Source organism: Polynucleobacter sp. MWH-S4W17 (assembly GCF_018687535.1).
Taxonomy (GTDB): domain Bacteria; phylum Pseudomonadota; class Gammaproteobacteria; order Burkholderiales; family Burkholderiaceae; genus Polynucleobacter.
Genome location: NZ_CP061295.1, coordinates 1 through 26,725 on the forward strand (window position 1 = coordinate 1; position 26,725 = coordinate 26,725).

Annotated in this window: 26 protein-coding genes; all 26 read left to right on the forward strand. The window is 45.7% G+C overall.

The features are described from left to right. The 26 genes from dnaA (at nucleotide 1) to priA (ending at nucleotide 26,720) form a co-directional block, all read left to right on the forward strand. Nucleotides 1–1,428, forward strand: a complete 1,428-nt coding sequence (dnaA, locus tag C2755_RS00005) for a chromosomal replication initiator protein DnaA (RefSeq protein WP_251368483.1) — start codon at nucleotides 1–3, stop codon at nucleotides 1,426–1,428. 264 nt (nucleotides 1,429–1,692) lie between these two features. Beyond that, a complete protein-coding gene (gene dnaN, locus C2755_RS00010) occupies nucleotides 1,693–2,808 on the forward strand; it encodes a DNA polymerase III subunit beta (protein WP_215321242.1) in 1,116 nt (371 codons plus the stop codon). A gap of 11 nt (nucleotides 2,809–2,819) precedes the next feature. Then, on the forward strand, nucleotides 2,820–5,318 hold the full coding sequence (gyrB, locus tag C2755_RS00015) for a DNA topoisomerase (ATP-hydrolyzing) subunit B (protein ID WP_215321243.1): 2,499 nt from the start codon (nucleotides 2,820–2,822) through the stop codon (nucleotides 5,316–5,318). A 3-nt stretch (nucleotides 5,319–5,321) separates the two neighbouring features. After that, the gene (locus C2755_RS00020; RefSeq protein ID WP_215321244.1) at nucleotides 5,322–5,816 is read left to right on the forward strand and encodes an SET domain-containing protein; all 495 of its coding nucleotides are present in this window, start codon (nucleotides 5,322–5,324) and stop codon (nucleotides 5,814–5,816) included. Between the two features lie 10 nt (nucleotides 5,817–5,826). Further along, complete coding sequence (locus C2755_RS00025; RefSeq protein ID WP_215321245.1) at nucleotides 5,827–6,042, forward strand: DUF3717 domain-containing protein; 216 nt, start codon at nucleotides 5,827–5,829, stop codon at nucleotides 6,040–6,042. Nucleotides 6,043–6,148: 106 nt separating this feature from the next. After that, nucleotides 6,149–6,916, forward strand: a complete 768-nt coding sequence (locus C2755_RS00030; protein WP_215321246.1) for an ABC transporter ATP-binding protein — start codon at nucleotides 6,149–6,151, stop codon at nucleotides 6,914–6,916. Further along, nucleotides 6,913–7,617: an ABC transporter ATP-binding protein gene (locus C2755_RS00035; RefSeq protein WP_215321247.1), complete on the forward strand. Its 705-nt coding sequence runs from the start codon at nucleotides 6,913–6,915 to the stop codon at nucleotides 7,615–7,617. Before C2755_RS00030 ends, C2755_RS00035 begins: the two co-directional genes overlap by 4 nt. A gap of 22 nt (nucleotides 7,618–7,639) precedes the next feature. Beyond that, entirely contained in the window at nucleotides 7,640–8,863 is a 1,224-nt protein-coding gene (locus tag C2755_RS00040; protein ID WP_215321248.1) for an ABC transporter substrate-binding protein, read from the forward strand. 18 nt (nucleotides 8,864–8,881) lie between these two features. Next, complete coding sequence (locus C2755_RS00045) at nucleotides 8,882–9,802, forward strand: branched-chain amino acid ABC transporter permease (protein ID WP_215321249.1); 921 nt, start codon at nucleotides 8,882–8,884, stop codon at nucleotides 9,800–9,802. A 2-nt stretch (nucleotides 9,803–9,804) separates the two neighbouring features. Beyond that, nucleotides 9,805–10,734 (forward strand): branched-chain amino acid ABC transporter permease, encoded by a 930-nt coding sequence (locus tag C2755_RS00050; RefSeq protein WP_215321250.1) that lies wholly within the window; start codon nucleotides 9,805–9,807, stop codon nucleotides 10,732–10,734. A 115-nt stretch (nucleotides 10,735–10,849) separates the two neighbouring features. Beyond that, on the forward strand, nucleotides 10,850–11,587 hold the full coding sequence (locus C2755_RS00055; protein ID WP_215321251.1) for a TSUP family transporter: 738 nt from the start codon (nucleotides 10,850–10,852) through the stop codon (nucleotides 11,585–11,587). A 106-nt stretch (nucleotides 11,588–11,693) separates the two neighbouring features. Next, entirely contained in the window at nucleotides 11,694–13,616 is a 1,923-nt protein-coding gene (gene mnmG / locus C2755_RS00060; protein WP_215321252.1) for a tRNA uridine-5-carboxymethylaminomethyl(34) synthesis enzyme MnmG, read from the forward strand. Next, nucleotides 13,609–14,277 carry a 16S rRNA (guanine(527)-N(7))-methyltransferase RsmG gene (rsmG, locus tag C2755_RS00065; protein ID WP_215321253.1) on the forward strand — a complete coding sequence of 223 codons (669 nt, stop codon included), beginning with the start codon at nucleotides 13,609–13,611 and terminating at the stop codon, nucleotides 14,275–14,277. Before mnmG ends, rsmG begins: the two co-directional genes overlap by 8 nt. A gap of 18 nt (nucleotides 14,278–14,295) precedes the next feature. Continuing rightward, on the forward strand, nucleotides 14,296–15,066 hold the full coding sequence (locus tag C2755_RS00070) for a ParA family protein (RefSeq protein ID WP_072582045.1): 771 nt from the start codon (nucleotides 14,296–14,298) through the stop codon (nucleotides 15,064–15,066). A gap of 24 nt (nucleotides 15,067–15,090) precedes the next feature. Then, nucleotides 15,091–15,981: a ParB/RepB/Spo0J family partition protein gene (locus C2755_RS00075; protein WP_215321254.1), complete on the forward strand. Its 891-nt coding sequence runs from the start codon at nucleotides 15,091–15,093 to the stop codon at nucleotides 15,979–15,981. Nucleotides 15,982–16,049: 68 nt separating this feature from the next. After that, nucleotides 16,050–16,541 (forward strand): ATP synthase subunit I, encoded by a 492-nt coding sequence (locus tag C2755_RS00080; protein ID WP_215321255.1) that lies wholly within the window; start codon nucleotides 16,050–16,052, stop codon nucleotides 16,539–16,541. Nucleotides 16,542–16,581: 40 nt separating this feature from the next. Then, nucleotides 16,582–17,457: a F0F1 ATP synthase subunit A gene (gene atpB / locus C2755_RS00085; RefSeq protein WP_215321256.1), complete on the forward strand. Its 876-nt coding sequence runs from the start codon at nucleotides 16,582–16,584 to the stop codon at nucleotides 17,455–17,457. Nucleotides 17,458–17,502: 45 nt separating this feature from the next. Then, entirely contained in the window at nucleotides 17,503–17,769 is a 267-nt protein-coding gene (atpE, locus tag C2755_RS00090; RefSeq protein WP_011901869.1) for a F0F1 ATP synthase subunit C, read from the forward strand. A gap of 63 nt (nucleotides 17,770–17,832) precedes the next feature. Next, nucleotides 17,833–18,303, forward strand: coding sequence for a F0F1 ATP synthase subunit B (locus C2755_RS00095; RefSeq protein WP_072582048.1), 471 nt, complete (start codon nucleotides 17,833–17,835; stop codon nucleotides 18,301–18,303). Between the two features lies 1 nt (nucleotide 18,304). Further along, entirely contained in the window at nucleotides 18,305–18,841 is a 537-nt protein-coding gene (locus C2755_RS00100; RefSeq protein WP_215321257.1) for a F0F1 ATP synthase subunit delta, read from the forward strand. A gap of 45 nt (nucleotides 18,842–18,886) precedes the next feature. Continuing rightward, the gene (gene atpA / locus C2755_RS00105) at nucleotides 18,887–20,428 is read left to right on the forward strand and encodes a F0F1 ATP synthase subunit alpha (protein ID WP_072582050.1); all 1,542 of its coding nucleotides are present in this window, start codon (nucleotides 18,887–18,889) and stop codon (nucleotides 20,426–20,428) included. Nucleotides 20,429–20,445: 17 nt separating this feature from the next. Beyond that, the gene (gene atpG, locus C2755_RS00110) at nucleotides 20,446–21,315 is read left to right on the forward strand and encodes a F0F1 ATP synthase subunit gamma (protein ID WP_215321258.1); all 870 of its coding nucleotides are present in this window, start codon (nucleotides 20,446–20,448) and stop codon (nucleotides 21,313–21,315) included. A 55-nt stretch (nucleotides 21,316–21,370) separates the two neighbouring features. Further along, nucleotides 21,371–22,771: a F0F1 ATP synthase subunit beta gene (atpD, locus tag C2755_RS00115; RefSeq protein WP_072582052.1), complete on the forward strand. Its 1,401-nt coding sequence runs from the start codon at nucleotides 21,371–21,373 to the stop codon at nucleotides 22,769–22,771. Between the two features lie 12 nt (nucleotides 22,772–22,783). Continuing rightward, nucleotides 22,784–23,200 (forward strand): F0F1 ATP synthase subunit epsilon, encoded by a 417-nt coding sequence (locus C2755_RS00120; RefSeq protein ID WP_215321259.1) that lies wholly within the window; start codon nucleotides 22,784–22,786, stop codon nucleotides 23,198–23,200. A gap of 9 nt (nucleotides 23,201–23,209) precedes the next feature. Further along, complete coding sequence (gene hemE, locus C2755_RS00125) at nucleotides 23,210–24,328, forward strand: uroporphyrinogen decarboxylase (protein WP_215322229.1); 1,119 nt, start codon at nucleotides 23,210–23,212, stop codon at nucleotides 24,326–24,328. 265 nt (nucleotides 24,329–24,593) lie between these two features. Then, the gene (priA, locus tag C2755_RS00130) at nucleotides 24,594–26,720 is read left to right on the forward strand and encodes a primosomal protein N' (RefSeq protein ID WP_215321260.1); all 2,127 of its coding nucleotides are present in this window, start codon (nucleotides 24,594–24,596) and stop codon (nucleotides 26,718–26,720) included. Nucleotides 26,721–26,725: the final 5 nt, after the last annotated feature.

The following is a 26,725-nucleotide window of genomic DNA, read 5'->3' on the forward strand; positions in this document are numbered from 1 at the left end:
ATGAGCAACCTACACAATCCTCCCGCCTTGAATTCAATTAGCCCACTGGGGTTCTGGGATGATGCTATAGGCATTTTATCCCGCGAACTGTCGCCCCAACAGTTTAAAACATGGATTCAACCCCTTACTTTATTGTCTTTTATTGAAAGTGATGACTCACTAACAATTGGAGCCCCCAATCGATTTAAGTTGGACTGGACCAAAAAGACCTTTGCAGACCGATTCCAAGAGTTAGCCTCCCAGTATTTTGGGCGCCCCATTAATGTCGGTTTTACGCTTTCTGTAGAGGGTGGCACAACCAATACCGCGCCCTCCATAACAACGGAAGAGCCTATAGAAAAAAATGTTTCTATAGAGGTCCCGGCACCAAACATATCGGTAGAGGAGAGCGCTTTTGAGATTGAGGACCACTCAAAGCTCAATCCAAACCTCACTTTTGAAACATTTGTTACTGGCAAAGCCAATCAACTTGCCAGGGCGGCATCGATTCAGGTGGCGCATAACCCTGGAACCTCTTACAACCCCATGTTCTTATATGGTGGGGTAGGTCTGGGTAAGACCCATTTAATTCATGCGATTGGTAACCACCTCTTAAAAGAAAAGCCTAACGCCCGAATTCGTTATATCCACGCTGAGCAGTATGTTTCTGATGTGGTTCGTGCCTATCAGCAAAAAGCGTTTGACCGCTTTAAGCGCTACTACCACTCCTTAGACCTCTTGCTAATTGACGACATTCAATTCTTTAGCGGTAAATCCAGGACTCAGGAAGAGTTTTTCTATGCTTTTGAGGCTTTATTAAGCAATAAGGCTCAAGTTATTATTACTAGTGACACCTACCCCAAGGAAATGGCGGGTATCGATGATCGCCTTATTTCCCGTTTTGATTCTGGATTGACAGTTGCAATTGAGCCCCCAGAACTTGAAATGCGTGTAGCCATTTTGATGAAAAAAGCTATTAGTGAAGGCATCCCCATGAGTGAGGATGTTGCATTTTTTGTGGCAAAACACTTACGCTCAAACGTTCGTGAGCTAGAGGGGGCTTTGAGAAAGATTTTGGCGTTTGTTCGGTTCCACGGTCGTGAAGTAACGATTGAGGTTGCCAGAACAGCCCTAAAAGACCTGCTTTCTATTCAAAACCGGCAAATTTCTGTCGAGAATATTCAGAAGGCGGTTGCTGATTTCTATAGTATCAAGGTCGCAGACATGTATTCCAAGAGGCGCCCAGCCAACATTGCTCGACCCCGTCAAATTGCAATGTTTATGGCCAAAGAGTTGACACAAAAAAGCCTGCCGGAGATTGGTGAATTATTTGGCGGTAGGGACCACACAACAGTCCTTCACGCCGTTCGTAAAATTGCAGAGGAACGAGCACACGATGGGCAGCTAAACCATGAAATTCACGTTATTGAGCAAACTTTAAAAGCGTAGTTTTTTACTTGTGGATAAGGTTGTGGACAACCCTAGGGATAAGTTTGGGGATTAGATGTGGATAAATTGTGGAAAGATTCAGCTTCATGCAAAAATAGGGTGTTGATAAAAAGTTATCCCCTTTTTATGCAGCGCTTATACAAGAGTTTTCCACAGGTTTTTTAGTCTCCAATGTGTTGTTTTGTAAGGGGTTTTTGACTTATCCACGGAATTTCGAACCCTTATTACTATTACTACTAAGATATATACAAGGATTTAAAAGCAATGCAACTCGTTAACACTTCTCGCGATAGCCTACTAAAACCACTTCAGGTTGTTAGTGGAATTGTTGAACGTAGACATACGCTGCCAATTTTGGCAAACCTCTTATTTAAAAAAGTTGGGGAAAAAGTTTCATTCATCTCCACTGATATTGAAATTCAAATTACAACGAACGCTAATTTTGGTGTTGGTACGGAGGATGTAACAACAACCGTTGCCGCCAGAAAACTTCTAGATATATTGCGTGCATTACCAGAGGGCCCGGTATCCTTAAATCTTAAAGATAACAAAATGGTTGTTCAAAGCGGCAAAAGCCGCTTCTCTTTGCAAACACTTTCTGCAACTGAATTTCCAGTAATGCAAAGTGTGGGTGAAGTAACCGCTGCTTGGAAGATGTCACAAAAGAGTTTCCGTCAACTCATTAGCCAAGTACATTTTTCAATGGCTCAACAAGATATTCGCTACTACTTAAACGGGATGTTGTTGGTGGTTGAAGGTAAAGAGGTGGTTGCGGTGGCAACAGATGGCCACCGCCTTGCTTACTCTCAAGTTGAACTGGCAGAGACCCCATCGGGCTCTGGTCAAAAACAAGAAATTATTATTCCCCGCAAAACAATTTTGGAGTGCCAACATTTACTTGAGGATTCTGATGAATCTTTAGAAATTAGCTTGACAGCTAATCAAGTGAAGTTTGCATTTGGTGATATTGAATTAATTTCGAAATTAGTTGAAGGTAAGTTTCCAGATTTCCAAAGGGTCATTCCAAAGGGTCATAAAAACTCACTCGTAGTTGGTCGTGATACCCTTCAATCAGCACTACAGCGTGCCGCTATCTTGACAACAGACAAATTTAAGGGTGTCCGTTTCTCTCTTTCCCCAAACCGCATCACCATTCAATCAACCAATGCTGAGCAGGAAGAAGCTCAAGAAGAGATTGAGACTGACTATGCTGGTGATGCAGTAGAAATTGGATTTAACGTTAGCTACTTGTTGGATGTTTTATCAAACCTAAAGAGCGAAAAGATTCAAATTAGCTTAGGTGATGCAAACAGCAGTGCTGTAATTACTCTGCCTGGCTCAGAGAGTTTTAAGTATGTTGTGATGCCAATGCGTATTTAACTTAGAAAAAAATGACTGAAGAAAAAAAAGTAGTAGAGCAGTACGGCGCTGCATCGATTCAAATCCTAGAGGGTCTTGAGGCTGTTCGTAAACGTCCTGGGATGTATATCGGAGACACATCCGATGGCACGGGTTTGCACCACCTTGTATTTGAGGTTTTGGATAACTCCATTGACGAAGCTTTGGCTGGTTATTGTTCTGAAATCACAGTAGTTATCCAAACTGATAACTCTATTTCTATTGTCGATAATGGTCGTGGTGTCCCAACAGGGATTAAATATGACGATAAGCATGAGCCGAAACGTAGTGCTGCTGAAATTGTCATGACTGAGCTCCATGCTGGTGGTAAGTTCGATCAAAATAGTTATAAAGTTTCTGGCGGCCTTCATGGTGTGGGTGTTAGTTGTGTAAATGCGCTATCTAAATGGTTAAAGTTAACCATTCGTCGTGATGGTAAAGCTCACTACATGGAATTTGCACGCGGCGTTATTCAAAATCGCAATGTTGTTGATGAGAATGGTGTTTTAGTTTCTCCAATTACCGTTACTGGCGACACTGAGTTATCGGGAACTGAAGTTCACTTTTTGGCCGACGAGACAATTTTTGGAAATGTTGAGTTTCATTATGAAATCTTGGTTAAACGTATTCGTGAACTCTCGTTTTTAAATAATGGTGTTCACATCAAACTTATTGACCAACGTACCGGTCAAGAAGAAGATTTTGCTTTCTCTGGTGGTGTAAAAGGCTTTGTGGAGTACATCAACCAAACTAAAAACGTACTGCACCCTAATATTTTTTATGCTGAGGGTAATCGCCCTTCAGACTTAGGTGGTCAAATTACCGCTGAAGTATCTATGCAGTGGAATGACAGCTTTAGTGAGCAAGTACTTTGCTTTACTAATAACATTCCACAACGGGATGGTGGAACACATTTGACCGGTTTGCGTGCCGCAATGACACGCGTCATTAACAAATACATTGATGAGCATGAAGTTGCTAAGAAAGCAAAAGTAGAAATTTCTGGCGACGATATGCGTGAGGGTTTAGCCTGTGTTTTGTCGGTGAAAGTTCCAGAGCCAAAATTCTCTAGCCAAACAAAAGATAAATTAGTTTCCAGTGAGGTCCGTGGGCCTGTTGAGGAGATTGTTGCTGAGGCCTTAAGTGCATATCTGCAAGAGCGCCCAGCGGATGCCAAGATTCTGTGCGGCAAGATTGTTGACGCTGCCCGCGCTAGAGAGGCGGCACGCAAAGCGCGTGATATGACCAGGCGTAAAGGTGTGTTGGATGGACTTGGTCTGCCCGGCAAGTTAGCCGACTGCCAAGAAAAAGACCCAACGAAGTCTGAACTCTTTATTGTTGAGGGAGACTCTGCGGGGGGCTCTGCGAAACAGGGGCGTGATCGTCGCTTCCAAGCAATTCTTCCTTTAAAAGGAAAAATCCTTAACGTTGAAAAAGCTCGTTTTGACAAAATGCTTGCTAGCCAAGAGGTGGTTACTTTAATTACCGTTCTGGGCACCGGCATCGGGATCGAAGAATATAAAGCAGACAAATTGCGCTATCACCGCATCATCATCATGACCGACGCGGACGTTGACGGTAGCCACATTCGCACCCTGCTATTAACCTTCTTTTATAGACAGATGCCTGAGTTGATCGAGCGTGGCCATATCTATATTGCCCAACCACCCCTTTACAAAGTAAAGTTTGGTAAGAATGAGCAGTACATTAAAGACGACAACGAGCTAAATCAGTTGTTATTAAAAATTGCACTTGAAACAGCATCCCTACAAACACCATTGGGTGAAATTATTGAGGGTGAGGCGCTCAATGAGTTAGCAAAACACTATCAAGTGATTCAGTCCATTGTTGACCGCTTGTCTCGCACCATTGATGAAGATGCTCTGCGAGCAATTGCTTCAGGAACACCATTAAATTTGGATACAGAAAAATCAGCAAATGAATCTGCTGATCGTTTAAGGCAAGCGCTTGCGGACTCTTTGAATCCTTTAGCTTTGCCACCAGAAATTATTGTTCAAAAAGAAGACCGTACTGAGCGCTTCCGTTTATTGTTATCGCGCCGCATTCATGGGAATCTGAAGCTCTCTTCCATTAATTCTGACTTTGTTCATGGCGATGATTATCAAAGCCTTGCAAATGCCGCAGCTGTTTTATCAGGTAAAGTTGTGGCGGGCTCCAAGGTTCGTCGTGGCGACCCAGACAAAAACCAAAAAGAGCAAACTATTGGCGACTTTAGAGCAGCCTTTGCCTGGTTGTTGTCTGAGGCGGAGCGCGTATTGAGTCGTCAACGCTATAAGGGTCTTGGTGAGATGAACCCTTCGCAGCTATGGGAAACCACGATGGATGCAAGCTCCAGGACACTTTTGCAGGTAAAGATTGAAGATGCAATTGCTGCAGACCAAGTCTTTACTACACTCATGGGGGATGAGGTGGAGCCTCGTCGTGCATTTATTGAAAAAAATGCCCTCATTGCCCGCAACTTAGACGTTTAATTTATGACATCCAAAAAATTAAAACCACCTAAGGTGGACCGATCCTCTATTGTTGTGAAGTCTTCGCCGATTCATGGAAAAGGGGTCTTTGTTGCTAAGCCCATTAAAAAGGGTCAAGCAATCATTGAATATAAAGGCGAGCGCATTAGTTGGAAGCTTGCTGAGAAGCGCCACCCACATGACCCCAAAGACCCCAATCACACCTTTTACTTTTCCTTAGAAGATGGCCGTGTGATTGATGCGAAATATGGCGGGAATGCTGCGCGCTGGATCAATCATTCATGTAAGCCAATTTGCGAAACTCGGGAAGATAGTTTTGATGGTGAGCCCCGCGTGTTTATTTATGCAAAGCGCGCCCTTAAGGTTGGTGAAGAGTTGTTTTATGACTACTCACTTGATATTGAGGGCAAAATTACCAAGCAAATGAAAAAAGATTACGAGTGCCGTTGTGGTGCAAAAAAATGCCGTGGCACTATGCTTGCAACCAAAGATAAGTAAAAACAATTTAATGTTGTTTGTAACAATCCAAGAATTAGAGGCTGCCATCAATTACTGGCGCAGCCAGTCCCCATCAGAGGGTGATGAGTTGCGGCTCTGCCCTGAAGCTTCGGCCCTCGCCAAACCATATGCGTTAATGATTGTGCAGGGCGCCCAAAGGGTTCCGGTTGACGTCTTAGACGAATTGGCCCGTTCAGCAATTCAGGAATTTCAAAAACTTTCCTAAAATTTTTTTAGCGTTGCCACTTTAATTGTTTAGGGTTATTGCTATATAAACCCAAGTCATCTTCGGGTATTCTCGTATTCTTGCTCCCAAGTAGGGGGTAGAGGGTATGACATTGCAAGAAACAATATTAAAAACAATTGGACTGGGGAAATCCTTCAAGGGATTTTCCGCGGTCACCGATGTGAACCTAGATGTCGCTCGGGGAACCATTCACGCTTTAATTGGGCCCAATGGAGCCGGTAAAACAACTTGCTTCAATTTGCTGACTAAATTTTTAGAGCCCAGCAGCGGACAAATCTTATTCAACGGTTTTGACATTACTAAAGAGGCCCCCGCACAAATTGCGAGACGGGGCATTATTCGCTCTTTTCAGATTTCTGCAGTTTTTCCACATTTAACGGTTATTGAAAATGTTCGTGTTGCACTGCAGCGAGAATTGGGTACCGAGTTTCACTTCTGGAAATCTGGAAATTCCTTGAATGTGCTTAACGAGCGCGCACTAGAGCTGCTTCATGAGGTTGGCTTAGAAGATTTTGCCAACGAGGAAACTCTCAACCTAGCTTATGGCCGTAAAAGGGCGCTTGAAATTGCAACAACTTTAGCTATGGAGCCAGAGTTAATGCTTTTGGATGAGCCCACCCAGGGAATGGGCCACGAAGATGTTGAGCGTGTAACAGAGTTGATTGATCGAGTGGCCAAGGGCCGTACTATTCTGATGGTTGAACACAATATGAAGGTGGTTTCTTCAATTGCAGATCGTATTACCGTTTTACAGCGTGGATCCGTGCTGGCTGAGGGTTCTTATCATGAGGTTTCAAACAACCCATTGGTTGTTGAGGCTTATATGGGTAGCCACGGGGGAGATAACTCATGAGCACCATGGCGCTAGAGGTTAAAAATTTAGAGTCTTGGTATGGCGAATCCCATATTTTGCATGGCGTGAATTTTGCTGTGCGTGATGGTGAGGTGGTTACTTTACTTGGACGAAATGGCGCCGGTCGAAGCACCATTCTGAAGACCATCCTAGGATTAACTAGCAAAAGAGCTGGTTCTGTAGAGGTGTATGGGGCGGAAACCATCTTCATGCCCACTTATAAGATTGCTCGTCTGGGGGTTGGTTTTTGCCCAGAAGAAAGAGGCATTTTTGCTAGTTTGAGTACAGAGGAAAACCTTTTGCTATTACCGGAGATTGCTCCTGGCGGCATGGGTTTGGATGAGATTTATGAAATGTTTCCAAATCTCTATGAAAGAAGAAATAGCCCTGGCACCCGCCTATCTGGTGGTGAGCAGCAAATGCTAGCGATGGCGCGAATTCTGAGAACCGGCGCAAAGCTATTGTTATTGGATGAGATTACTGAGGGGTTGGCGCCCGTGATTGTGCAAAAGCTTGGTGAAGTTGTTACCAGTTTGCGCAACAAAGGTTTCACGATTGTGTTGGTTGAGCAAAACTTTCGTTTTGCTGCACCCTTGGCTGATCGTCATTATGTTGTTGAGCATGGAAATGTGGTTGAGGTAGTGCAACAAAGCGAGCTTGCCGAAAAAGCAACCTTATTAAATGAGTATCTTGGTGTTTAGTGGATTTCTATAGGAGACGGTAATGAAGTTAAAGCAAATAACCGCGTGTCTGGTTGCGGCGACTATGTTTGGTACAAACCCAGCGTTTGCACAAAGTGGATCTAAGGTAAGTGGCGATGTTGTAAAGATTGGTGTATTAACCGACCTTTCATCAACCTACTCTGATTTGGCTGGCCCTGGTGCGGTAATTGCGGCAAAGATGGCGATTGCCGACTTTTCCAAAGACGGCACTGTAATTGGCAAGAAGATTGAGCTCGTAAGCGCTGACCACCAGAACAAAGCCGACATTGCTGCTAACAAAGCACGCGAATGGTACGACAAAGATGGTGTGGATGTAATTGTTGAATTGGTTTCAACCAACGTTGCCTTAGCTGTGATGGAAGTCGCAGAGCAAAAGAACAAGATTACTTTGGTTTCTGGCGCAGGCTCTTTAACCATTACCAATGAAAAATGCACGCCAAACAATGTGCATTGGGCTTATGACACCTATGCGCTGTCAAACGGCACAGGTAAAGCAGTTGTAAAACAGGGTAAAAAGAATTGGTACTTTATTACTGCCGACTATGCTTTCGGCGCTGCTCTTGAGAAAGATGCGACAGCTGTTGTGACTGCTAATGGCGGTAAAGTTTTGGGTACCAGCAAACACCCTTTCCCTAATAGCGATTTCTCTTCATACCTTTTAAAGGCGCAAGCTAGTGGTGCAGACGTAGTTGCTTTGGCAAATGCTGGTCAAGATACCATCAACACCGTTAAGCAAGCCTCTGAGTTTGGTATCAACAAAAAACAAACGGTTGTTCCTTTGTTGATGTTTATCTCCGATGTGCATTCTTTGGGCCTGCCTGCCGCACAAGGCATGTACCTTACAGAAGGCTTCTATTGGGACAAGGATGACAAGACCCGCGCATTCTCCAAACGTTTTATCTTGCAACACAAGCGTATGCCAACCATGGTTCAAGCCGGTGTTTACTCATCCGTTCTTGCTTATTTGAATGCGGTTCAAAAAGCTGGTACAGACGATACGCAGGCTGTAATGAAGGCGCTTAAATCAACCAACATCGATGACGGCCTCTTCAAAGGCAAGATTCGTGCGGATGGCAAGTTTGAGCATGACATGTATTTGTTGGAAGTGAAGAAACCTGCTGACTCTAAGAGCCCGTGGGATTATTACAATGTGCGCGCGACGATCCCTGCTGCTGAAGCAACTTTGCCGCTTTCGCAATCGAAGTGCAAGTTAGTTAATAAGTAAGAAATTTAGAAATCAAGAATGTTTGAACTTCTCGGAATTACCCCTCAAGGGCTGGTAGCCCAGCTCTTGGTGGGGCTTATTAATGGCTCGTTCTACGCCATATTGAGTTTGGGATTGGCCATTATTTTTGGCCTTCTCAACATCATTAATTTTGCACATGGCGCTCAGTACACTATGGGCGCTTTTATTGCCTGGATTGGTTTAACCCAGATTAGCCAATGGCTTGGCTTTCCTGACCTATCTATTAATTATTGGTTTGCTCTTATTGTTGTGCCATTGGTTTTGGCGGGATTTGGCTTAATTTTGGAGCGCACGATGTTGCGCCGCCTGTACCACCTTGACCACCTATATGGTTTGTTGTTGACTTTTGGTTTGGCTCTCATTATTGAGGGCATGTTCCGTCATTGGTACGGCATCTCTGGAGAGAGCTATCCAGCCCCTGAGATACTGCAGGGGGCAATCCCCCTTGAGTCTCTTGGCATCATCTTGCCGAAGTATCGCATCTGGGTTGTGGTCATTTCTATGACGGTATGTTTCTCAACCTGGTATGTGATTGAGAGAACAAAGTTGGGTGCCTATTTGCGCGCTGGAACCGAAAATCCTAAATTACTACAAGCCTTTGGTATCAATGTCCCGCTGATGATTTCTTTGGCCTACGCCTATGGCGTTGGTCTAGCAGGTTTTGCTGGTGTATTAGCAGCCCCCATTTTCCAGGTGAACCCGTTGATGGGTTCCAACCTCATCATTGTTGTGTTTGCGGTGGTGGTGATTGGTGGTATGGGCTCGATTATGGGTGCCATCCTTACTGGTTTGGGCTTGGGTCTGGTTGAGGGCCTGACTAAGGTCTTTTATCCAGAGGCCTCCGGCGTTGTGATTTTTGTGATCATGGCAATTGTTCTTTTGATTCGCCCTGCTGGACTGTTTGGGCGGGAGAAATAAGCATGAGTCCAAAAACAAAATTGCTTTACGGCATCTTGGTTTTAATTGCCCTGTTATTGCCCTTCCAAGATTTTATTTATCTCGTGTTTGCAATGAAGGTGTTGTGCTTCGCCCTTTTTGCATGCGCATTCAATTTGCTTTTGGGTTTTACCGGGCTTCTATCTTTTGGCCATGCAGCATTTTTTGGAACTGCTGCTTACATTACCGCCTACTTCTGCAAAGAAGCGGGCCTCTCCCCTGAGTTAGGAATTCTGTTGGGCGTTGTTGGCTCTGGTGTTTTGGGATTCTTAATTGGATCGTTGGCCATTCGCAGACAAGGCATTTACTTTGCGATGGTGACTTTGGCTCTTTCGCAAATGGTTTACTTTTTAGCTGTTCAGCTTCCATTTACGGGTGGCGAAGATGGAATACAGGGTGTCCCCCGCGGCATGTTATTTGGCTTGATTGACCTAAAGGACGATGTTGCGATGTATTACTTTGTTTTGGCGGTTTTCTTATTTGGTTTTGCCGTCATCATGCGTACAGTGCACTCTCCGTTTGGTCAGGTTCTTAAGGCAATTCGCGAGAATGAGCCCCGCGCTATTTCCCTGGGCTATGACGTTGATCGTTTTAAGTTGATGTCTTTTGTGATCTCGGCCGCATTATCTGGCTTGGCTGGTTCCATGAAATCTTTGGTATTCCAGTTGGCAACACTGACCGATGTTCATTGGCATATGTCTGGCGAGGTTGTGTTGATGACCTTGCTTGGTGGTATGGGAACCATTCTGGGCCCAGTGGTTGGCGCGGGAATTGTCGTTGGCCTGCAAAATTATCTTGCCAATATTGGCTCATGGAGCACAATTGCAACAGGCTTCATTTTTGTCATTTGTGTTTTAGCATTCCGTCGAGGCGTTGTTGGCGAGATTGCTGCGCACTATAAAAACAAAAACTGAGTTTTTGTTTTTCCTTTTATTATTTGATTTTTAGTGCGGCGCTTTCGCCGCACTCATTCAATTAAAAGAGACTCTCATCGAATTTTCAATTTTCATATGGCCACTGCTTTTGGCAATGGCTTTCTTTGCTGGTCTGGTTGATGCCGTAGCCGGAGGTGGTGGCTTGATTCAGGTGCCCGCCCTGTTTGCTGCTTACCCCAATGTTCCACCCGCAACTTTGCTAGCGACGAATAAGGTTGCTGCGGTTGGTGGGACTTTTAATGCTGCGCGTAAATTTTTGCGCCATGTTTCTTTACCCTGGGCAATTGTTTTACCAGCAATTGTTGCGGGTTTTGTAGGCTCTCTTTTGGGTGCAAATGCAGTGAGCAATTTTCCAGCCGAGCCTTTGCGCAAAGCGTTGCCATTTGTTTTGTTGTTCCTGCTTCTGTACACCTGGTTTCAACCTTCGCTTGGAGAGGCGCATGCGCCGAAAATTCTTGGGCGTTTTCAACAGCTCAAGGGTTTAGTCCTTGGTTTAACAATTGGTTTTTATGACGGCTTCTTTGGTCCTGGTACCGGCAGTTTTTTGTTGTTTGGTTTCGTGCGCTTTTTTGGTTTTGATTTTCTTCATGCGTCTGCGGCAACGAAATTGGTAAATGTGGCAACCAATCTGGCAGCTATTTTGATGTTGGCTAGTCTCGGTCAAATTAACTGGCCTCTTGGGTTTGCAATGATGATTGCTAATATTGCAGGCAGTCAGTTTGGTAGTCGCTTGGCAATTAAGCATGGCAGCGCCTTTGTGAGAAAGGCCTTTTTGCTTATTGTTAGTGTGCTGATATTGAAGTCAGCCTGGAATGCTTATTTTATCAATTAAATCAATTACTTAGAAATCTGCCTATTGTTTTTCTAGGAATTTTTAATCTTTTGTTTCACGTGAAACAAACAAAATGCTATGATCATCGCCCTATCTGAGGCAAATCATGCGTTATTCCAAAAGTTTCGATGTCATTGTGGTTGGAGGCGGTCACGCTGGGACTGAGGCCGCGCTTGCGTCGGCGCGTATGGGGTGCGACACCCTATTAATTACCCATAGCATTGAAAACTTGGGCGCCATGAGCTGCAATCCTTCCATCGGCGGGATTGGTAAGGGCCATCTAGTAAAAGAAATTGATGCCATGGGCGGCGCTATGGCTGCGGCTACTGATGAAGCCGGCATTCAGTTCCGCATTCTAAATTCTAGTAAGGGCCCTGCTGTTCGGGCTACTCGTGCTCAAGGGGACCGAGTTCTGTATAAGGCCGCCATTCGGCGCCGTCTAGAAAATCAACCTAATTTAACCCTCTTCCAGGCCGCAGTTGATGACTTATTGGTTAAGGGTGATGAGGTTCAGGGTGTGGTTACTCAAATGGGCCTAGAGTTTGCTGCAAAGAAAGTTGTTCTTACGGCGGGCACCTTTTTAGATGGAAAGATCCATGTAGGCTTAAATAACTACGCCGGTGGGCGTGCGGGTGATCCTGCAGCAGTTTCCTTATCGGCTAGATTAAAGGAATTGAAGCTTCCTCAGGGAAGATTGAAGACTGGTACTCCACCTCGCATTGATGGTCGAACAATCGACTTTTCAGTCATGCTTGAGCAGCCTGGGGACTTGGATCCAGTGCCGGTATTTTCTTATTTGGGGCGTCCAGAGCAGCACCCCAAGCAGGTTCCTTGCTGGATTTCTCATACAAACGAAAAGACTCACGATATTATTCGAGGCGGTTTAGATCGTTCACCTATGTATACCGGTGTGATTGAGGGAGTTGGCCCCCGTTACTGCCCTTCTATTGAGGACAAGATTCATCGTTTTGCCTCCAGAAACAGTCACCAGATCTTCTTGGAGCCAGAGGGCCTAACAACTAACGAGTTTTACCCCAATGGGATTTCTACCAGCTTACCTTTTGATGTTCAGTGGGACTTAGTCCGCAGCATTCGGGGTATGGAGTCTGCGGTGATTGTCCGCCCTGGGTACGCAATTGAGTACGACTTCTTTGATCCACGCCAATTACGTCATAGCCTTGAGACAAGGGCAATTGGCGGGCTTTACTTCGCTGGCCAGATCAATGGCACCACAGGCTATGAAGAGGCTGCAGCGCAAGGTATGCTGGCCGGAATCAATGCCGGCTTGGCAGCGAAGGGCAAAGAGCCTTGGCTGCCTAAGCGCAGCGAGTCCTATATTGGTGTTTTGGTTGATGATTTGATTACCCGTGGTGTCCAGGAGCCTTATCGCATGTTTACAAGCCGGGCAGAGTATCGCCTGAGTTTGCGGGAAGACAATGCAGATATGCGTCTAACCACGATTGGGCGCGAACTTGGCTTGGTGGATGACTATCGTTGGGAAGTATTTTGCAGAAAACAGGAGGCTGTTTCACGTGAAACATCTCGCTTGCAAGACATTTGGGTTGGGCCAAAACATGAGGCTGCCCCCCTAGTTTCTCAGTTGCTGGGTCAAGACCTGTCCCATGAATGCAACTTAACCGAGTTATTGAGGCGCCCAGGGGTTACTTATGAAGCAATTACCGCTTTGGGTAATGGAATGTGGGCTCCAGCAACTCTAGACGAAGATCTTGGCTTGGCTGCTCAAATTAGCGATCAGGTAGAAATCTCAGTTAAATACCAGGGTTACATCGATCGTCAGGCGACTGAAATCGCTCGTCAAGAACACAATGAATCATTTCCCTTATCGGAATCATTGGATTATTCCCAGGTTATTGGCTTATCTAAAGAGGTTCAGCAAAAGCTGAATTTGCATAAACCCGAAACATTAGGTCAGGCTGGCCGCATTTCAGGGGTCACGCCTGCAGCACTTTCGCTTCTATTGGTGCACCTTAAAAAAGGCTTGGGCCGCACTCAAGAGACCCATGAGTGAGGGTTTGCTTGCTTTAGGGATTGGTGATCTTGGGTTGGAATTAAGCCCAAGCAATATCGCCGATTTAGAGCTATTTTTGCAAGAAATGGGGCGCTGGAACCAGGTTCATAATCTCACGGCAATCGAGGGTGAGAAGGATTCTATTCGACTGCATCTTATTGATTCTATTGCAGTTTTGCCAGTATTGAAACGCTTCTTAAGGGGCCCGTCTCCTAAGATTGCTGACCTTGGTTCAGGAGGCGGGTTACCGGCCATCCCTATTGCCATTGTTCAGCCGGAGTGGCAGCTTTCGCTGATTGAGGCCATCCGCAAGAAGACGGCATTTCTGCAGCATGTGCGCGGAAAACTGAAATTGAAAAACATTGAGGTGCTGTGCGAGAGAGTGGAAGATGCTGCAATGCAACATCCAGCACAATTTGATGCAGTCATTTCTCGGGCATTTACAAATCTCGCACGTTTTTTGGATCTGTCATTGCCCTTCTTAAAGCCCGATGGCCTGGTATTTGCAATGAAGGCCAAGCGCGCTGACGACGAAATGAAAGATGTTTCCATGGACGATTGGCGCTTAGTTGCCGATGTGCCCCTTCACATCCCTAATTTAGCGGTGGAGCGACGCCTTTTGGTGTTGGCCCCCGTGAGAAAATCCACCCTCACCTCTTAAGTAAACTCAAAAGTAGCCATGGCAAAAATTTTCTGTATTGCAAATCAAAAGGGTGGTGTTGGTAAAACCACAACCGCCGTTAATTTGGCGGCAGGCTTAGCGGGACTACAGCAGCGCGTTTTGTTGGTGGACCTTGATCCTCAAGGTAATGCCACCATGGGCTCAGGGATAGAGAAAGCAGATTTAAACGCGAGCGTATATCAGGTGTTAATTGGCATGACATCAGTTAAAGAATGTGTGCAGCTTTGCGAAAGCTCCGGGTACGACGTATTGCCGGCTAATCGTGATTTAGCGGGCGCCGAAATTGAATTGGTAGATTTGGATTTACGCGAAGCGCGTTTGAAAGATGCGCTTGCTCAGGTCGCAAATGATTACGACTTTATTTTGATTGATTGTCCGCCCGCCTTGTCTTTGTTAACGCTCAATGGATTGTGCGCAGCCAACGGAGTGATTGTGCCAATGCAATGCGAATACTTTGCATTGGAAGGCCTGTCTGATTTAGTAAACACCATCAAACAAGTGCATGCAAATTTGAACCCCGACTTGGTCATCATTGGTTTATTACGCGTCATGTTTGATGCGCGAATGACTTTGCAGCAACAAGTCTCCGATCAGTTGCTTGAACACTTCGGTGACAAGGTATTTAAGACCATTATTCCGCGCAATGTACGTCTTGCCGAAGCCCCCTCTTATGGGCTTCCTGGTGTGGCTTTCGATAAATCATCACGTGGCGCAAAAGCCTATTTAGAGTTTGGTGCCGAGATGGTTGAGCGCATCAAGCACATGTAATTTTTAGAAAGAACAGTAAAGATCATGGTTGCCATTAAGAAAAAAGGTTTAGGTAGAGGCCTCGAGGCGTTGCTTGGAGAAAAGACGCAGCAAGCAAGTCCTTCCACCGAAATCAATCGTTTGCCATTAACTGCTTTGCAGGCAGGCAAATATCAGCCGCGTCAAAAAATGGAAGCCGGTGCATTGCAAGAGTTGGCAGAAAGTATTCGTGAGCAAGGTGTTATGCAGCCCTTACTGGTTCGCCTGGTGGCTCCCGGTAAGTACGAAATTATTGCGGGTGAAAGACGTTTTCGTGCGGCAACTATTGCGGGCTTAAAAGAGGTTCCGGTTTTAGTTTCTGGCGCCGATGATCAGGCTGCGGCGGCAATGGCCCTGGTAGAAAATATGCAGCGAGAGGATTTAAATCCTCTCGAAGAATCACAGGGCTTAGCTAGGTTGATTGAGGAGTTTGGATTTACGCACGAGCAGGCAGCAAAGGCTGTAGGCAAGTCTCGCAGTGCAATTACCAACTTATTGCGTCTTGCCCAGCTCGCAAAGCCGGTCCAAGCCATGCTGTTGGCCGGCGATATCGATATGGGACATGCGCGTGCGCTATTGCCCCTTCCCGGGTCGAGCCAGGTGGCTTTGGCCCAGAGAATCTCGGCACAGGGTCTGTCTGTCCGTGAGGCGGAGAGAATGACTGCTGCTTTGGTGATTGCGGGCGGTCAAATTGGAGACAAAAAGGCTAAAAGTAAGCCAAGTACTTCTTCACCCAGCAGCGATCCAGATATGCAGCGTTTGACGCAAGAAATTGCAGATTTGATTGGTCTAAGCACGGAATTCAAGCTTAAAGGCAAGGGTGGAGAGCTCAGGCTTCGCTTCAGCCAGTTCGATGAATTAGATTCCCTATTAAAAAAACTGGGTATTGAGTCTTAAATTAGGTCAAAAATGTACCCAAATCCTTTGACATATTGCACTGCACACACTAAACTTTCGGGGCTAAATTGATTCCTCAAAAAAATCAATTTTCCGAGGTGGATGAGTGGGATGAGCCCGAAGAAGTTGTCCGGGTTTACAGCAAAGAGGAAATTGTTGCGCTGCAGCAAAGTGATGCAACAAAGTACCGATCCCTTTCACCATGGAAAATTATTTTGGCCCAAGTGTTGATTACGGCTATCAGCATGGTGTTTTGGTCAATTTTTGGGGAGCCGGTACGGGTAAGCCTTTATACTCAGTCGGCCTTTTTAGGTGGTTTAATTAGCGTCTTGCCTACAGCCCTGTTTTTAGTCAGGCTGGAGTTAGCAAAAAAATCGCAAAGATTGAATCCGGGAAGATTTTTGGCGGCATTGGTTTCGGGTGAATTTATCAAAATCGCCGTGACATTGATGTTGTTTGTAGGGATTGCGTATTACGTCCCTGGCGTGCTTTGGGTTCCCTTGTTGGTGACTTACCTGCTTGCCTTGAAGTGTGTGTGGCTGGCGTGGTTGTGGCGCTAAGTAGTGACAAATGAGATTGAAACAAAGGACTAGTTAAGAGATGTCTAGCGAAGTACACCAAGCCCACGAGGCAGCCGAGCAAATGACGCCAACTGCGTACATTTCTGAGCATTTACAAAACCTCACCAGCACTGGTGAGCACCAATCCTCCATTGTTGATTTCAGCGTCATCAATTTAGACACCATTTTTTGGGCTTCATTGATGGGCTTCATAGCGGTATTTATTTTGTTGATTGCGGCGCGTCGCGCAACTCCTGGTGTTCCTGGTCGGTTTCAGTCTTTGATTGAGATGATTGTGGAGATGGTCGATACACAAGCCAAGAGCATTGTTCATGGCGATCGTACTTTCATTGCGCCTCTCGCGCTCTTCGTATTTTTCTGGATCATTCTCTTAAACACCCTCGACTTAATTCCTGTGGATTGGGTGTTGGGCGTAAATCATTTCATCGGTAACTTTGGTGGTCATGTACCGCATAACCGCATGGTTCCAACAACCGATTTAAACGCAACGATGGGCATGTCCCTTTCAGTGTTGGTTTTGGTGTTCTTTTACAGCTTCAAGGTAAAAGGTTTCGGCGGCTTCTTGCACGAACTCATTTCCGCTCCTTTTGGCGCGAAATGGTATTTAGCCCCATTTAACCTCGCTTTGAATATTATTGAGTATTTGGCGAAAGGCGTTTCCTTAGGAATGCGACTTTTCGGCAATATGTACGCTGGCGAATTGGTCTTCTTATTGATTGCCTTGCTTGGTAGCGTATGGACCTTTAATTTAGATTTATCCCTGTTCGGATTGGTGGGCCACGTTATTGCTGGATCAGCTTGGGCCATCTTCCACATTTTGGTTATTTTGTTGCAAGCCTTTATTTTCATGATGTTGACTTTGGTTTACATCGGGCAAGCGCATAGCCATCACTAAGATTTTATTTTTAACTTACCTCTTTTAACTTCAGGAGTCAGCAACATGCAAGCATTTTTAGCAACTATTCAAGGTTCAACAGCTATCTGTATCGGCATCATCATCGGCCTCGGCGCGATCGGTGCATGTTTGGGCATCGCATTGATGGGCGGCAAGTACATCGAAGCTTGTGCACGTCAACCAGAATTGATGGAGCCACTCCAAACTAAGATGTTCCTTTTGGCAGGTTTGATCGACGCTGCGTTCTTGATCGGCGTTGGTGTTGCAATGTTGTTTGCTTTCGCAAACCCACTGCTCGCAGTTATTAAGTAATTGTTTTGGCGTGGATGACCAACAAGTCATCCAACTGTTCTCAACAATACTGAAAGGAATATCGTGAATCTGAACGCGACCCTATTCGCGCAAATGATCGTTTTCTTCGTCTTATGGTGGGTTGTTGCACGCTTCGTGTGGCCACCGCTGGTTAAGGCGTTAGATGAGCGTTCAAGCAAAATTGCTGATGGTTTAGCTGCTGCCGAGCGTGGTAAAGAAGCTCTCGCACTAGCCAGCAATGAAGCTGAGCAAGAATTAACTAAAGCACGTCAAGAAGGTGTTCAACGCGTTGCCGAAGCTGAGAAACGTGCACAAATGTCAGCCGAAGAAATTCGTGCTAACGCACAAGCTGAAGCCGCTCGAATCATTTCTCAAGCCCAACAAGATGCAGCTCAGCAAGTTACTCGTGCCCGTGAAGTTCTGCGTGCTGAAGTGGCTGTTCTCGCTGTTAAAGGCGCCGAGCAAATTTTGCGTCGTGAAGTTGATGCAAAAGCGCATGGCCAATTACTTGACCAACTAAAGGCAGAACTTTGATATGGCTGAATTAGCCACTATTGCACGTCCTTACGCTGAAGCGCTTTTTCAAAGCGCTAAGCCAGCTGAGCTTACAGGCTGTTTGGAGCAATTAAACGAATTGGCTCAGCTTGCTGCTTTGCCAGAAGTTGCTGCACTGTCAAACAACCCAAAAGTATCGGCTGATGATTTAAGCAAGTTACTTTCTGGCATGGTGAAAACCAAGCTAGATGGCAAGGTTGCCAGCTTTTTGAATCTTGTTAATCAAAACCACCGCTTAGCAGCCGTTCCTGAAATTGCCCATCAATTTGAAGCAATGAAGAACAAAAGCGAAGGCGCTGCAGAAGTAAATATTACTAGCGCATTCCCTTTAGAGGGTTCTGCGTTAAATGATTTGTTGTCAAGTTTGAAGAAGCGCTTTGGGGGTAAAGAATTGCGCCCAACCATCCAAATTGATCCAACATTGATTGGCGGAGTTCGCATTCAAGTTGGCGATGAAGTAATGGATAGTTCAGTTAAGGCTCAGTTAGCTCAAATGCAAGCAAGTCTTGGCGCATAAGTGATCCCTATTAAGAACATACGAAATAAGACCCAGGAGTAAGTAATGCAACTCAACCCTTCCGAGATCAGCGAGCTGATCAAAAGCCGAATTAGCGAATTGGGCGTTGACTCCCAAGTTCGCAACGAAGGCACTGTAATTTCAGTGACCGACGGTATTTGCCGCGTACATGGCTTGTCAGGCGTTATGCAGGGCGAAATGTTGGAGTTTCCTAACAACACTATCGGCCTTGCATTAAACCTTGAGCGTGATTCTGTTGGTGCCGTAGTGTTGGGTGAATACACCCACATTAAAGAAGGCGACCCAGTGAAATGTACGGGTCGCATTTTGGAGGTTCCAGTTGGCCCAGAGTTGCTTGGTCGCGTTGTAAATGCGCTCGGTCAGCCAATTGATGGCAAAGGCCCAATCAATACTAAGTTAACTGACTTTATCGAAAAAGTTGCTCCAGGCGTTATCGCACGTCAATCCGTTAGCCAGCCAGTACAAACTGGTTTAAAGGCGATTGATGCGATGGTTCCAATTGGCCGCGGTCAGCGTGAGTTGATCATTGGCGACCGTCAAACTGGTAAAACTGCCGTTGCGGTTGACGCGATCATTAACCAAAAAGGTAAAGGTGTTTATTGCGTTTACGTGGCGATCGGTCAAAAAGCTTCAACTATTGCTAACGTTGTTCGTAAGCTCACAGAATTGGGCGCGATGGAGTACACCGTTGTTGTTGCAGCGAGTGCGTCTGAGTCTGCAGCGATGCAGTACCTCTCTGCTTATGCAGGCTGCACCATGGGCGAATACTTCCGCGATCGCGGCGAAGACGCTTTGATTGTTTACGATGACTTAACTAAGCAAGCAGTTGCTTATCGTCAAATTTCCTTATTGCTCCGTCGCCCACCAGGCCGCGAAGCTTATCCTGGCGATGTTTTCTACCTCCACTCACGCTTACTCGAGCGCGCTGCACGTGTAAATGCTGAGTATGTTGAGAAGTTCACCAATGGCGCCGTAAAAGGTAAGACAGGTTCATTGACTGCATTGCCAATCATTGAAACTCAAGCTGGCGACGTTTCTGCATTCGTTCCTACCAACGTAATTTCTATTACTGACGGTCAGATCTTCTTGGAAACTGATTTGTTCAACGCTGGTGTACGTCCTGCGATTAACGCCGGTATTTCTGTTTCCCGCGTTGGTGGTGCTGCACAAACTAAAGTGATTAAGAAGTTATCTGGCGGTATTCGTACTGACTTGGCGCAATATCGTGAATTGGCAGCGTTTGCTCAGTTCGCATCTGACCTTGACGAAGCAACCCGCAAGCAGCTCGAGCGCGGTCGTCGCGTTACGGAATTGTGTAAGCAAGCTCAGTACAAGCCACTCCAAGTCTGGGAAATGGCCGCTTCACTTTATGCTGTTAATAACGGCTACTTCGATGATCTCGAGGTAAAGAACGTATTGCCATTCGAAAAAGGCTTGCAAGATCATTTGAAATCTAAATTCGCTGACTTAGTTGCGCGTATTGAAGAAACCAAGGATTTGAGTAAAGATGACGAAGCTGCATTGCGCGCTGCTATTGAGGATTACAAGCGTTCTGCCTCTTTCTAAGAGGGCTCGCATAAATCATGGCAAGCACAAAAGAGATACGATCTAAGATCAAGAGCGTGCAAAACACGCGCAAGATCACGAAGGCAATGGAAATGGTCGCCGCATCCAAGATGCGTCGCGCCCAAGAGCGCATGCGTAATGCGCGTCCATACGCTGAAAAAATTCGTGAGATTGTTGCCAATCTATCAAAAGCTAATCCTGAGTTCCGCCCTGCTTACATGGCAACTCGTGAGGTGAAGAAAGTTGGCACGATTTTGGTTACTACAGACAAAGGCCTGTGCGGTGGTTTAAATACCAACGTCTTGCGTTTGATTGCTAACCAAGTGCGCGATTTGCAAGAAAAAAATGTTGAGATTGCGTACACCGCAATTGGTTCAAAAGGTTTGCAATTTTTGAATCGCTCAAAAGCAAAATTGATTTCTCAAACAATTCAAATTGGTGATACACCACATATGGATGTTTTGATTGGCGCAATTGTTGCCCAATTAGAAGCGTTTGAGCGTGGCGAGATTGATGCCGTTTATTTGGCATTTACCCGCTTTGTAAATGCAATGAAACAAGAGCCTGTTTTAGAAAAACTCTTGCCTTTGGAGCCAGAAGCTTTGACTCCACAAGAGAAAACAGGCAATTCTTGGGATTACATCTACGAACCTGATGCAGAGTCTATTTTGAATGGCCTGCTTAAGCGTTACGTTGAAGCAATGATTTATCAGGCAGTTGCTGAAAACATGGCTTCTGAGCAGTCTGCACGTATGGTCTCTATGAAGGCCGCTTCAGATAATGCGAAGAACGTCATTGGCGAATTGCAATTGGAATACAACAAAACACGACAGGCTGCTATTACTAAAGAGTTGTCAGAAATTGTTGGCGGAGCGGCTGCGGTTTAAGCAGTCAGCGTTTAGGAATACGAAAGAATTCAGGAATTAAAAGCGGAGAAATGCGATGAGTAACGGAAATATCGTGCAATGTATCGGTCCAGTGGTGGACATTCAGTTCCCACGCGACAAAATGCCAAACATTTATGATGCTTTGACATTAGTTGATAGCGGTGAAAAATCATTTGCTGAAAAAGGTTTGACCTTTGAAGTTCAGCAACAAATTGGTGACGGCGTAGTTCGCGCGATTGCCATGGGCGCCAGCGATGGCTTGCGTCGTGGCATGGAAGTGAAATCTACTGGCGGTCCAATTTCTGTGCCTGTTGGCCCAGCAACACTTGGGCGCATTATGGACGTTTTAGGTCGCCCAATTGATGACGCAGGCCCGATTGCAACTGAAGAGCGTCGTGCTATTCACCAGCCAGCACCGAAGTTTGATGAGCTTTCACCTTCTGTGGACTTGTTAGAAACTGGTATTAAGGTTATTGACTTAGTTTGCCCGTTTGCTAAAGGCGGTAAGGTTGGCTTGTTCGGTGGTGCGGGTGTTGGTAAGACCGTGAACATGATGGAGTTGATTAACAACATCGCTAAGCAACACTCAGGTTTATCAGTGTTCGCCGGTGTTGGTGAGCGTACTCGTGAAGGTAATGACTTCTACCACGAGATGAAAGAATCTAACGTTATCGACAAAGTAGCGATGGTGTTTGGTCAGATGAATGAACCTCCTGGCAACCGTTTGCGCGTTGCGTTAACTGGTTTGACAATGGCTGAAGCGTTCCGTGACGAAGGCCGTGACATTTTGTTCTTCGTTGACAATATTTATCGCTACACATTGGCCGGTACTGAAGTTTCTGCGTTACTCGGTCGTATGCCTTCTGCTGTGGGTTACCAGCCTACATTGGCTGAAGAGATGGGCAAATTGCAAGAGCGTATTACTTCTACCAAGACTGGTTCCGTTACCTCTATTCAGGCCGTTTACGTTCCTGCGGATGACTTGACCGATCCGTCACCAGCTACAACCTTCTTGCACCTTGACTCCACAGTTGTGTTGTCACGTGATATTGCTGCATTGGGTATTTATCCAGCGGTTGATCCATTGGATTCCACTAGCCGTCAGCTCGACCCACAAGTAGTTGGTCAAGAGCACTACGAAGTAGCTCGTGAAGTACAGATGACATTACAGCGTTACAAAGAGTTGCGCGACATTATTGCTATTTTGGGTATGGATGAGTTGTCACCTGAAGATAAGTTATCTGTATCACGTGCTCGTAAGATTCAGCGTTTCTTGTCCCAGCCTTTCCACGTTGCCGAAGTGTTTACTGGTTCACCAGGCAAATACGTTCCATTGAAAGAAACTATTCGTGGTTTCAAAATGATCTGCAGCGGCGAATTGGATCACTTGCCTGAGCAAGCGTTCTACATGGTGGGTTCAATTGATGAAGCCATCGAGAAAGCCAAGAAGCTTTAATCTAGGGAAATTATGTCAACCATACGCGTCGATGTAGTGAGTGCTGAGCAGTCTATTTTCAGCGGGGAAGCCAAGTTTGTTGCGCTTCCTGGCGAAAGTGGAGAGCTCGGCATTTTGCGCGGCCACACTCCTTTGATTACACGTATTCGTCCAGGCTCAGTTCGTATTGAAAAAGCTGATGGTGATGAAGAGTTTGTTTTCGTAGCAGGTGGCTATTTAGAAGTTCAGCCAGATCGCGTTACTGTTTTAGCGGATACCGCTATTCGCGGACACGATCTTGATGAAGCTAAAGCGATTGAAGCTAAGAAACGTGCTGAAGAAGCGATGCAAAACCGTGGCACTGATTTTGATTTGGCTTTGGCTCAATCTGAGTTTGCAATGGCGGCTGCACAGCTAGCTGCAATTGCTCGTTTCCGTCGTAAAAAGTAATAGCCGGTCATCTCCTTGCTGTTAAATGATCGGTTTTTAAAGGCCTGCCTGGGCGAAGCGGTTGATCAAACACCGCTTTGGCTCATGCGTCAAGCCGGTCGATATCTTCCCGAGTACAACGCTACTCGCGCCAGAGCTGGAAGTTTTTTAGGGCTCGCAAAAAATCCTGCATACGCTACTGAAGTAACCCTTCAACCTTTAGATCGCTATCCATTGGATGCGGCGATTTTATTCTCCGATATTTTGACTATCCCTGATGCCATGGGATTGGGCTTGAAATTTACTGCTGGTGAAGGCCCAAGCTTTGAGCATCCTCTTCGCACTGAAGAGGCAGTTAAGAAATTGCGTGTGGCCGATATGGATCAGCTCAAATATGTATTTGATGCGGTTTCAGAAATTCGGAAAGCATTGATACAGGATGGCAAGCAGCGTGTTCCATTAATTGGTTTCTCGGGAAGCCCGTGGACATTGGCGTGCTATATGGTTGATGGTTCAAGTGCCGATGATTTTCGTCATGCCAAAACGATGATGTTTAGTCGTCCTGACTTGATGCAGCATATCCTTGATATTAATGCTCAGTCAGTGGCAGCCTATTTGATAGAGCAAGTTAAAGCAGGCGCTCAAGCTTTGATGATTTTTGATACTTGGGGTGGAATGCTGCCAGATGGCTGGTATCAAAAAATGTCTCTGGCCTCAATGCAAAAAGTGATTTCTTTATTGCCACGCGAACATGAAGGCAGAAAAATTCCAGTAATCATGTTTACCAAAGGCGGCGGGATTTGGTTGAACGATATGGCGCAAGTTGGTGCTGATGTTATTGCCATTGATTGGACAATGTCGCTGAGTCGCGCACGCAAACAATTGCTGGCATTGAACAAGCCATTAGCATTGCAAGGTAATTTAGACCCGCTTATTCTGTTCTCAGAGCCAAAACAAATTGCGCAGCAAGCAAACCTCCTGCTTGAGGATTTGGCGAGTGCTCCAGCCCTTAAATCGGGCTTACATCCTCTAGACGGACATGTCTTTAACCTAGGGCATGGGATTTCTCAATTTACCCCTCCTGAAAGTGTTACGGCTCTCGCCGAAGCGGTCATTGAGCGCTCAAGGGCTCTCAGGATAAAGTCGTAATACTGAGTGATTGCTAACTTGCCGCTAGGATTTTTGGCGAAAGTTATGCACAGATAGCGGGAAAATTCGAAATTCAGTGAGATTGCGAATAAAGATGAAAATTCACTTTCGAATATCTTTGTAAGTTACTGATTTATATAAATAATTACTAAAAAGCTTTAAAAGGGTGCAGAATCCGAAAGCTGATAAATTAGCTTATAAATCAGAATCCTCGGATGATATCCACAGACTTATCCACAAGCAAACTAGAGATTTGAAGTAAATCATGCCCCCTCCAATCGTTGTCCAAGTTGTTGTTGATAAGCCCCTTGCCCAGGGCTTTGACTACTTGTGGGACGAAGAGGCATTAGGGTGCGACCCACAAGTGGGGGCAATAGTTGAGGTTCCCTTTGGGCGCAGTTCACTGGTGGGATTGGTAATTAAAGTAAGCGCTCACTCAGACTATGATCTTGATAAATTAAAAGGGGTAAGCAAAATTGCGCCCCTTCCCCCCTTGGACCCAGCAGTATTGAAGTTAATGAACTTTGCCAGCCAGTATTACATTCATGCGCTAGGCGAGACCATTATTCCCACCATTCCACAGATGTGGAAAAAGCCAGATGATTGGGAAAAGATCCCCAAGAAATTAGCGGCGGACGAAGAAAAACAAAAGAAAAAAATCAAATTAGAAGCAATTGAGGGTTATGTTGATGAGGTCCATCTGAACGATGGCCAAAAACTTGCCTTAAAAAAATTGCGTACCATTCCTTCAAGTGAATTCAAAGCAATACTGTTGCAGGGACAAACTGGTAGTGGAAAGACTGCTGTATTTTTAAATTGGTTGAGTGGTATTTTGGAAGATGCAAGCGCACAGGCATTGCTCTTGGTGCCGGAAATTAATTTAACGCCACAGTTGGAGCGCAGAGTGCGCGCTTATTTTCCAGATAAAAAAATGGTCGTGCTTCACAGTGGCGTGAGTGAAAAAGTTAGAGGCATCGCCTGGCATGATGCGATGAGTGGTAAAGCCCAAATTATTTTGGGAACAAGATTGGCTGCATTAACTCCCCTGCCTAATCTGCGCGCCATTGTTGTTGATGAAGAGCATGATCCATCTTATAAACAGCAAGATGGTATCCGTTACTCTGCAAGGGATCTTGCGATATGGCGTGCCCACGACCTTAAGATACCGATCTTATTGGCCTCTGCTACACCATCGCTTGAGACTTGGATGGCTGCCAGGGCTAGCCGTTATGAATATATTCGTCTGGATCAGCGCGCGCAAGGCGCAAGCTTGCCAAAAGTGCATTTGATCAATACGCGCGATCCACAAACACAATTTAGTCCGGGCGATATAGAGAAGCCAAAATCCAAAAGCCTGATTACTAAAACCCTTGCGAAGGCTGTTAGCCAGAATCTACAAAATAAGCAGCAAAGCCTAATACTCATCAATCGACGAGGTTATGCTCCAGTGCTTAGCTGCGGCGCTTGCTCATGGCTCTCAAGATGCGAGCAATGTAGCTCCTATATGGTGCTGCATAAAGCAGGAGCACTAGGCAGGAAGTCGGTTTTAAGTTGCCACCACTGCGGCTTGGTTAAATCGATTCCAAACCATTGCCCTGATTGTGGCAATGCCGACTTGAAGACCTTGGGACAGGGAACTCAAAAGATTGAAGATGCTATTGAGGAGATGTGGCCGGCTGCAAGAGTGCTGCGAGTCGATACAGACTCCAGCAGAAAGAGTAAGGGTGCCGAAGAGCTCTTTCAGGAAATTCACGAAGGCAATGTCGATATTGTGGTTGGGACCCAGATGATTGCCAAGGGGCACGATTACCAAAATATTGGCTTAGTAGCTGTATTGGATGCTGACAGCAGATTGTTTTCTCAAGATTTTAGGGCTGCAGAGCGATTATTTGCACAGCTAGTTCAGGTTGCAGGACGGGCTGGGCGATCCAATAAGGATGGTGAAGCAGGCGGCGCTATTTATATTGAAACCCAGTTCCCAGAATCTGCGGTTTTTCAGTTTTTACTGCGCCATGACGTAGATGGGTTTTTAAGCTTTACGGCCAATGAAAGAAAAGAAGCGGGTTTGCCGCCATTTGCCTATCAGGCTCTCATCCATGCTGAGGCTAAAAGTTTAGATAAAGCAATTCAGTTTTTGAGTGGTTTGAAAGGATATTTAAAGTCTCGGGGCCACATCAATAAAGGCCTCAGAGTCTATGATCCAGTACCTAAGGCGATGATGCGAGTAGCTGGATCGGAGCGCGCTCAACTTCTGGTGGAGTCTGATGATCGAAAAACCCTGCAAGAAATCTTAGAGGCGATGGATCTTTATTTGCGAGAGAACTCTCAGGGGCGCATTAGTAAAGAAGGGCGCATTCGTTGGTTAATTGAGCGCGACCCTATTTCAATCTGATTGAT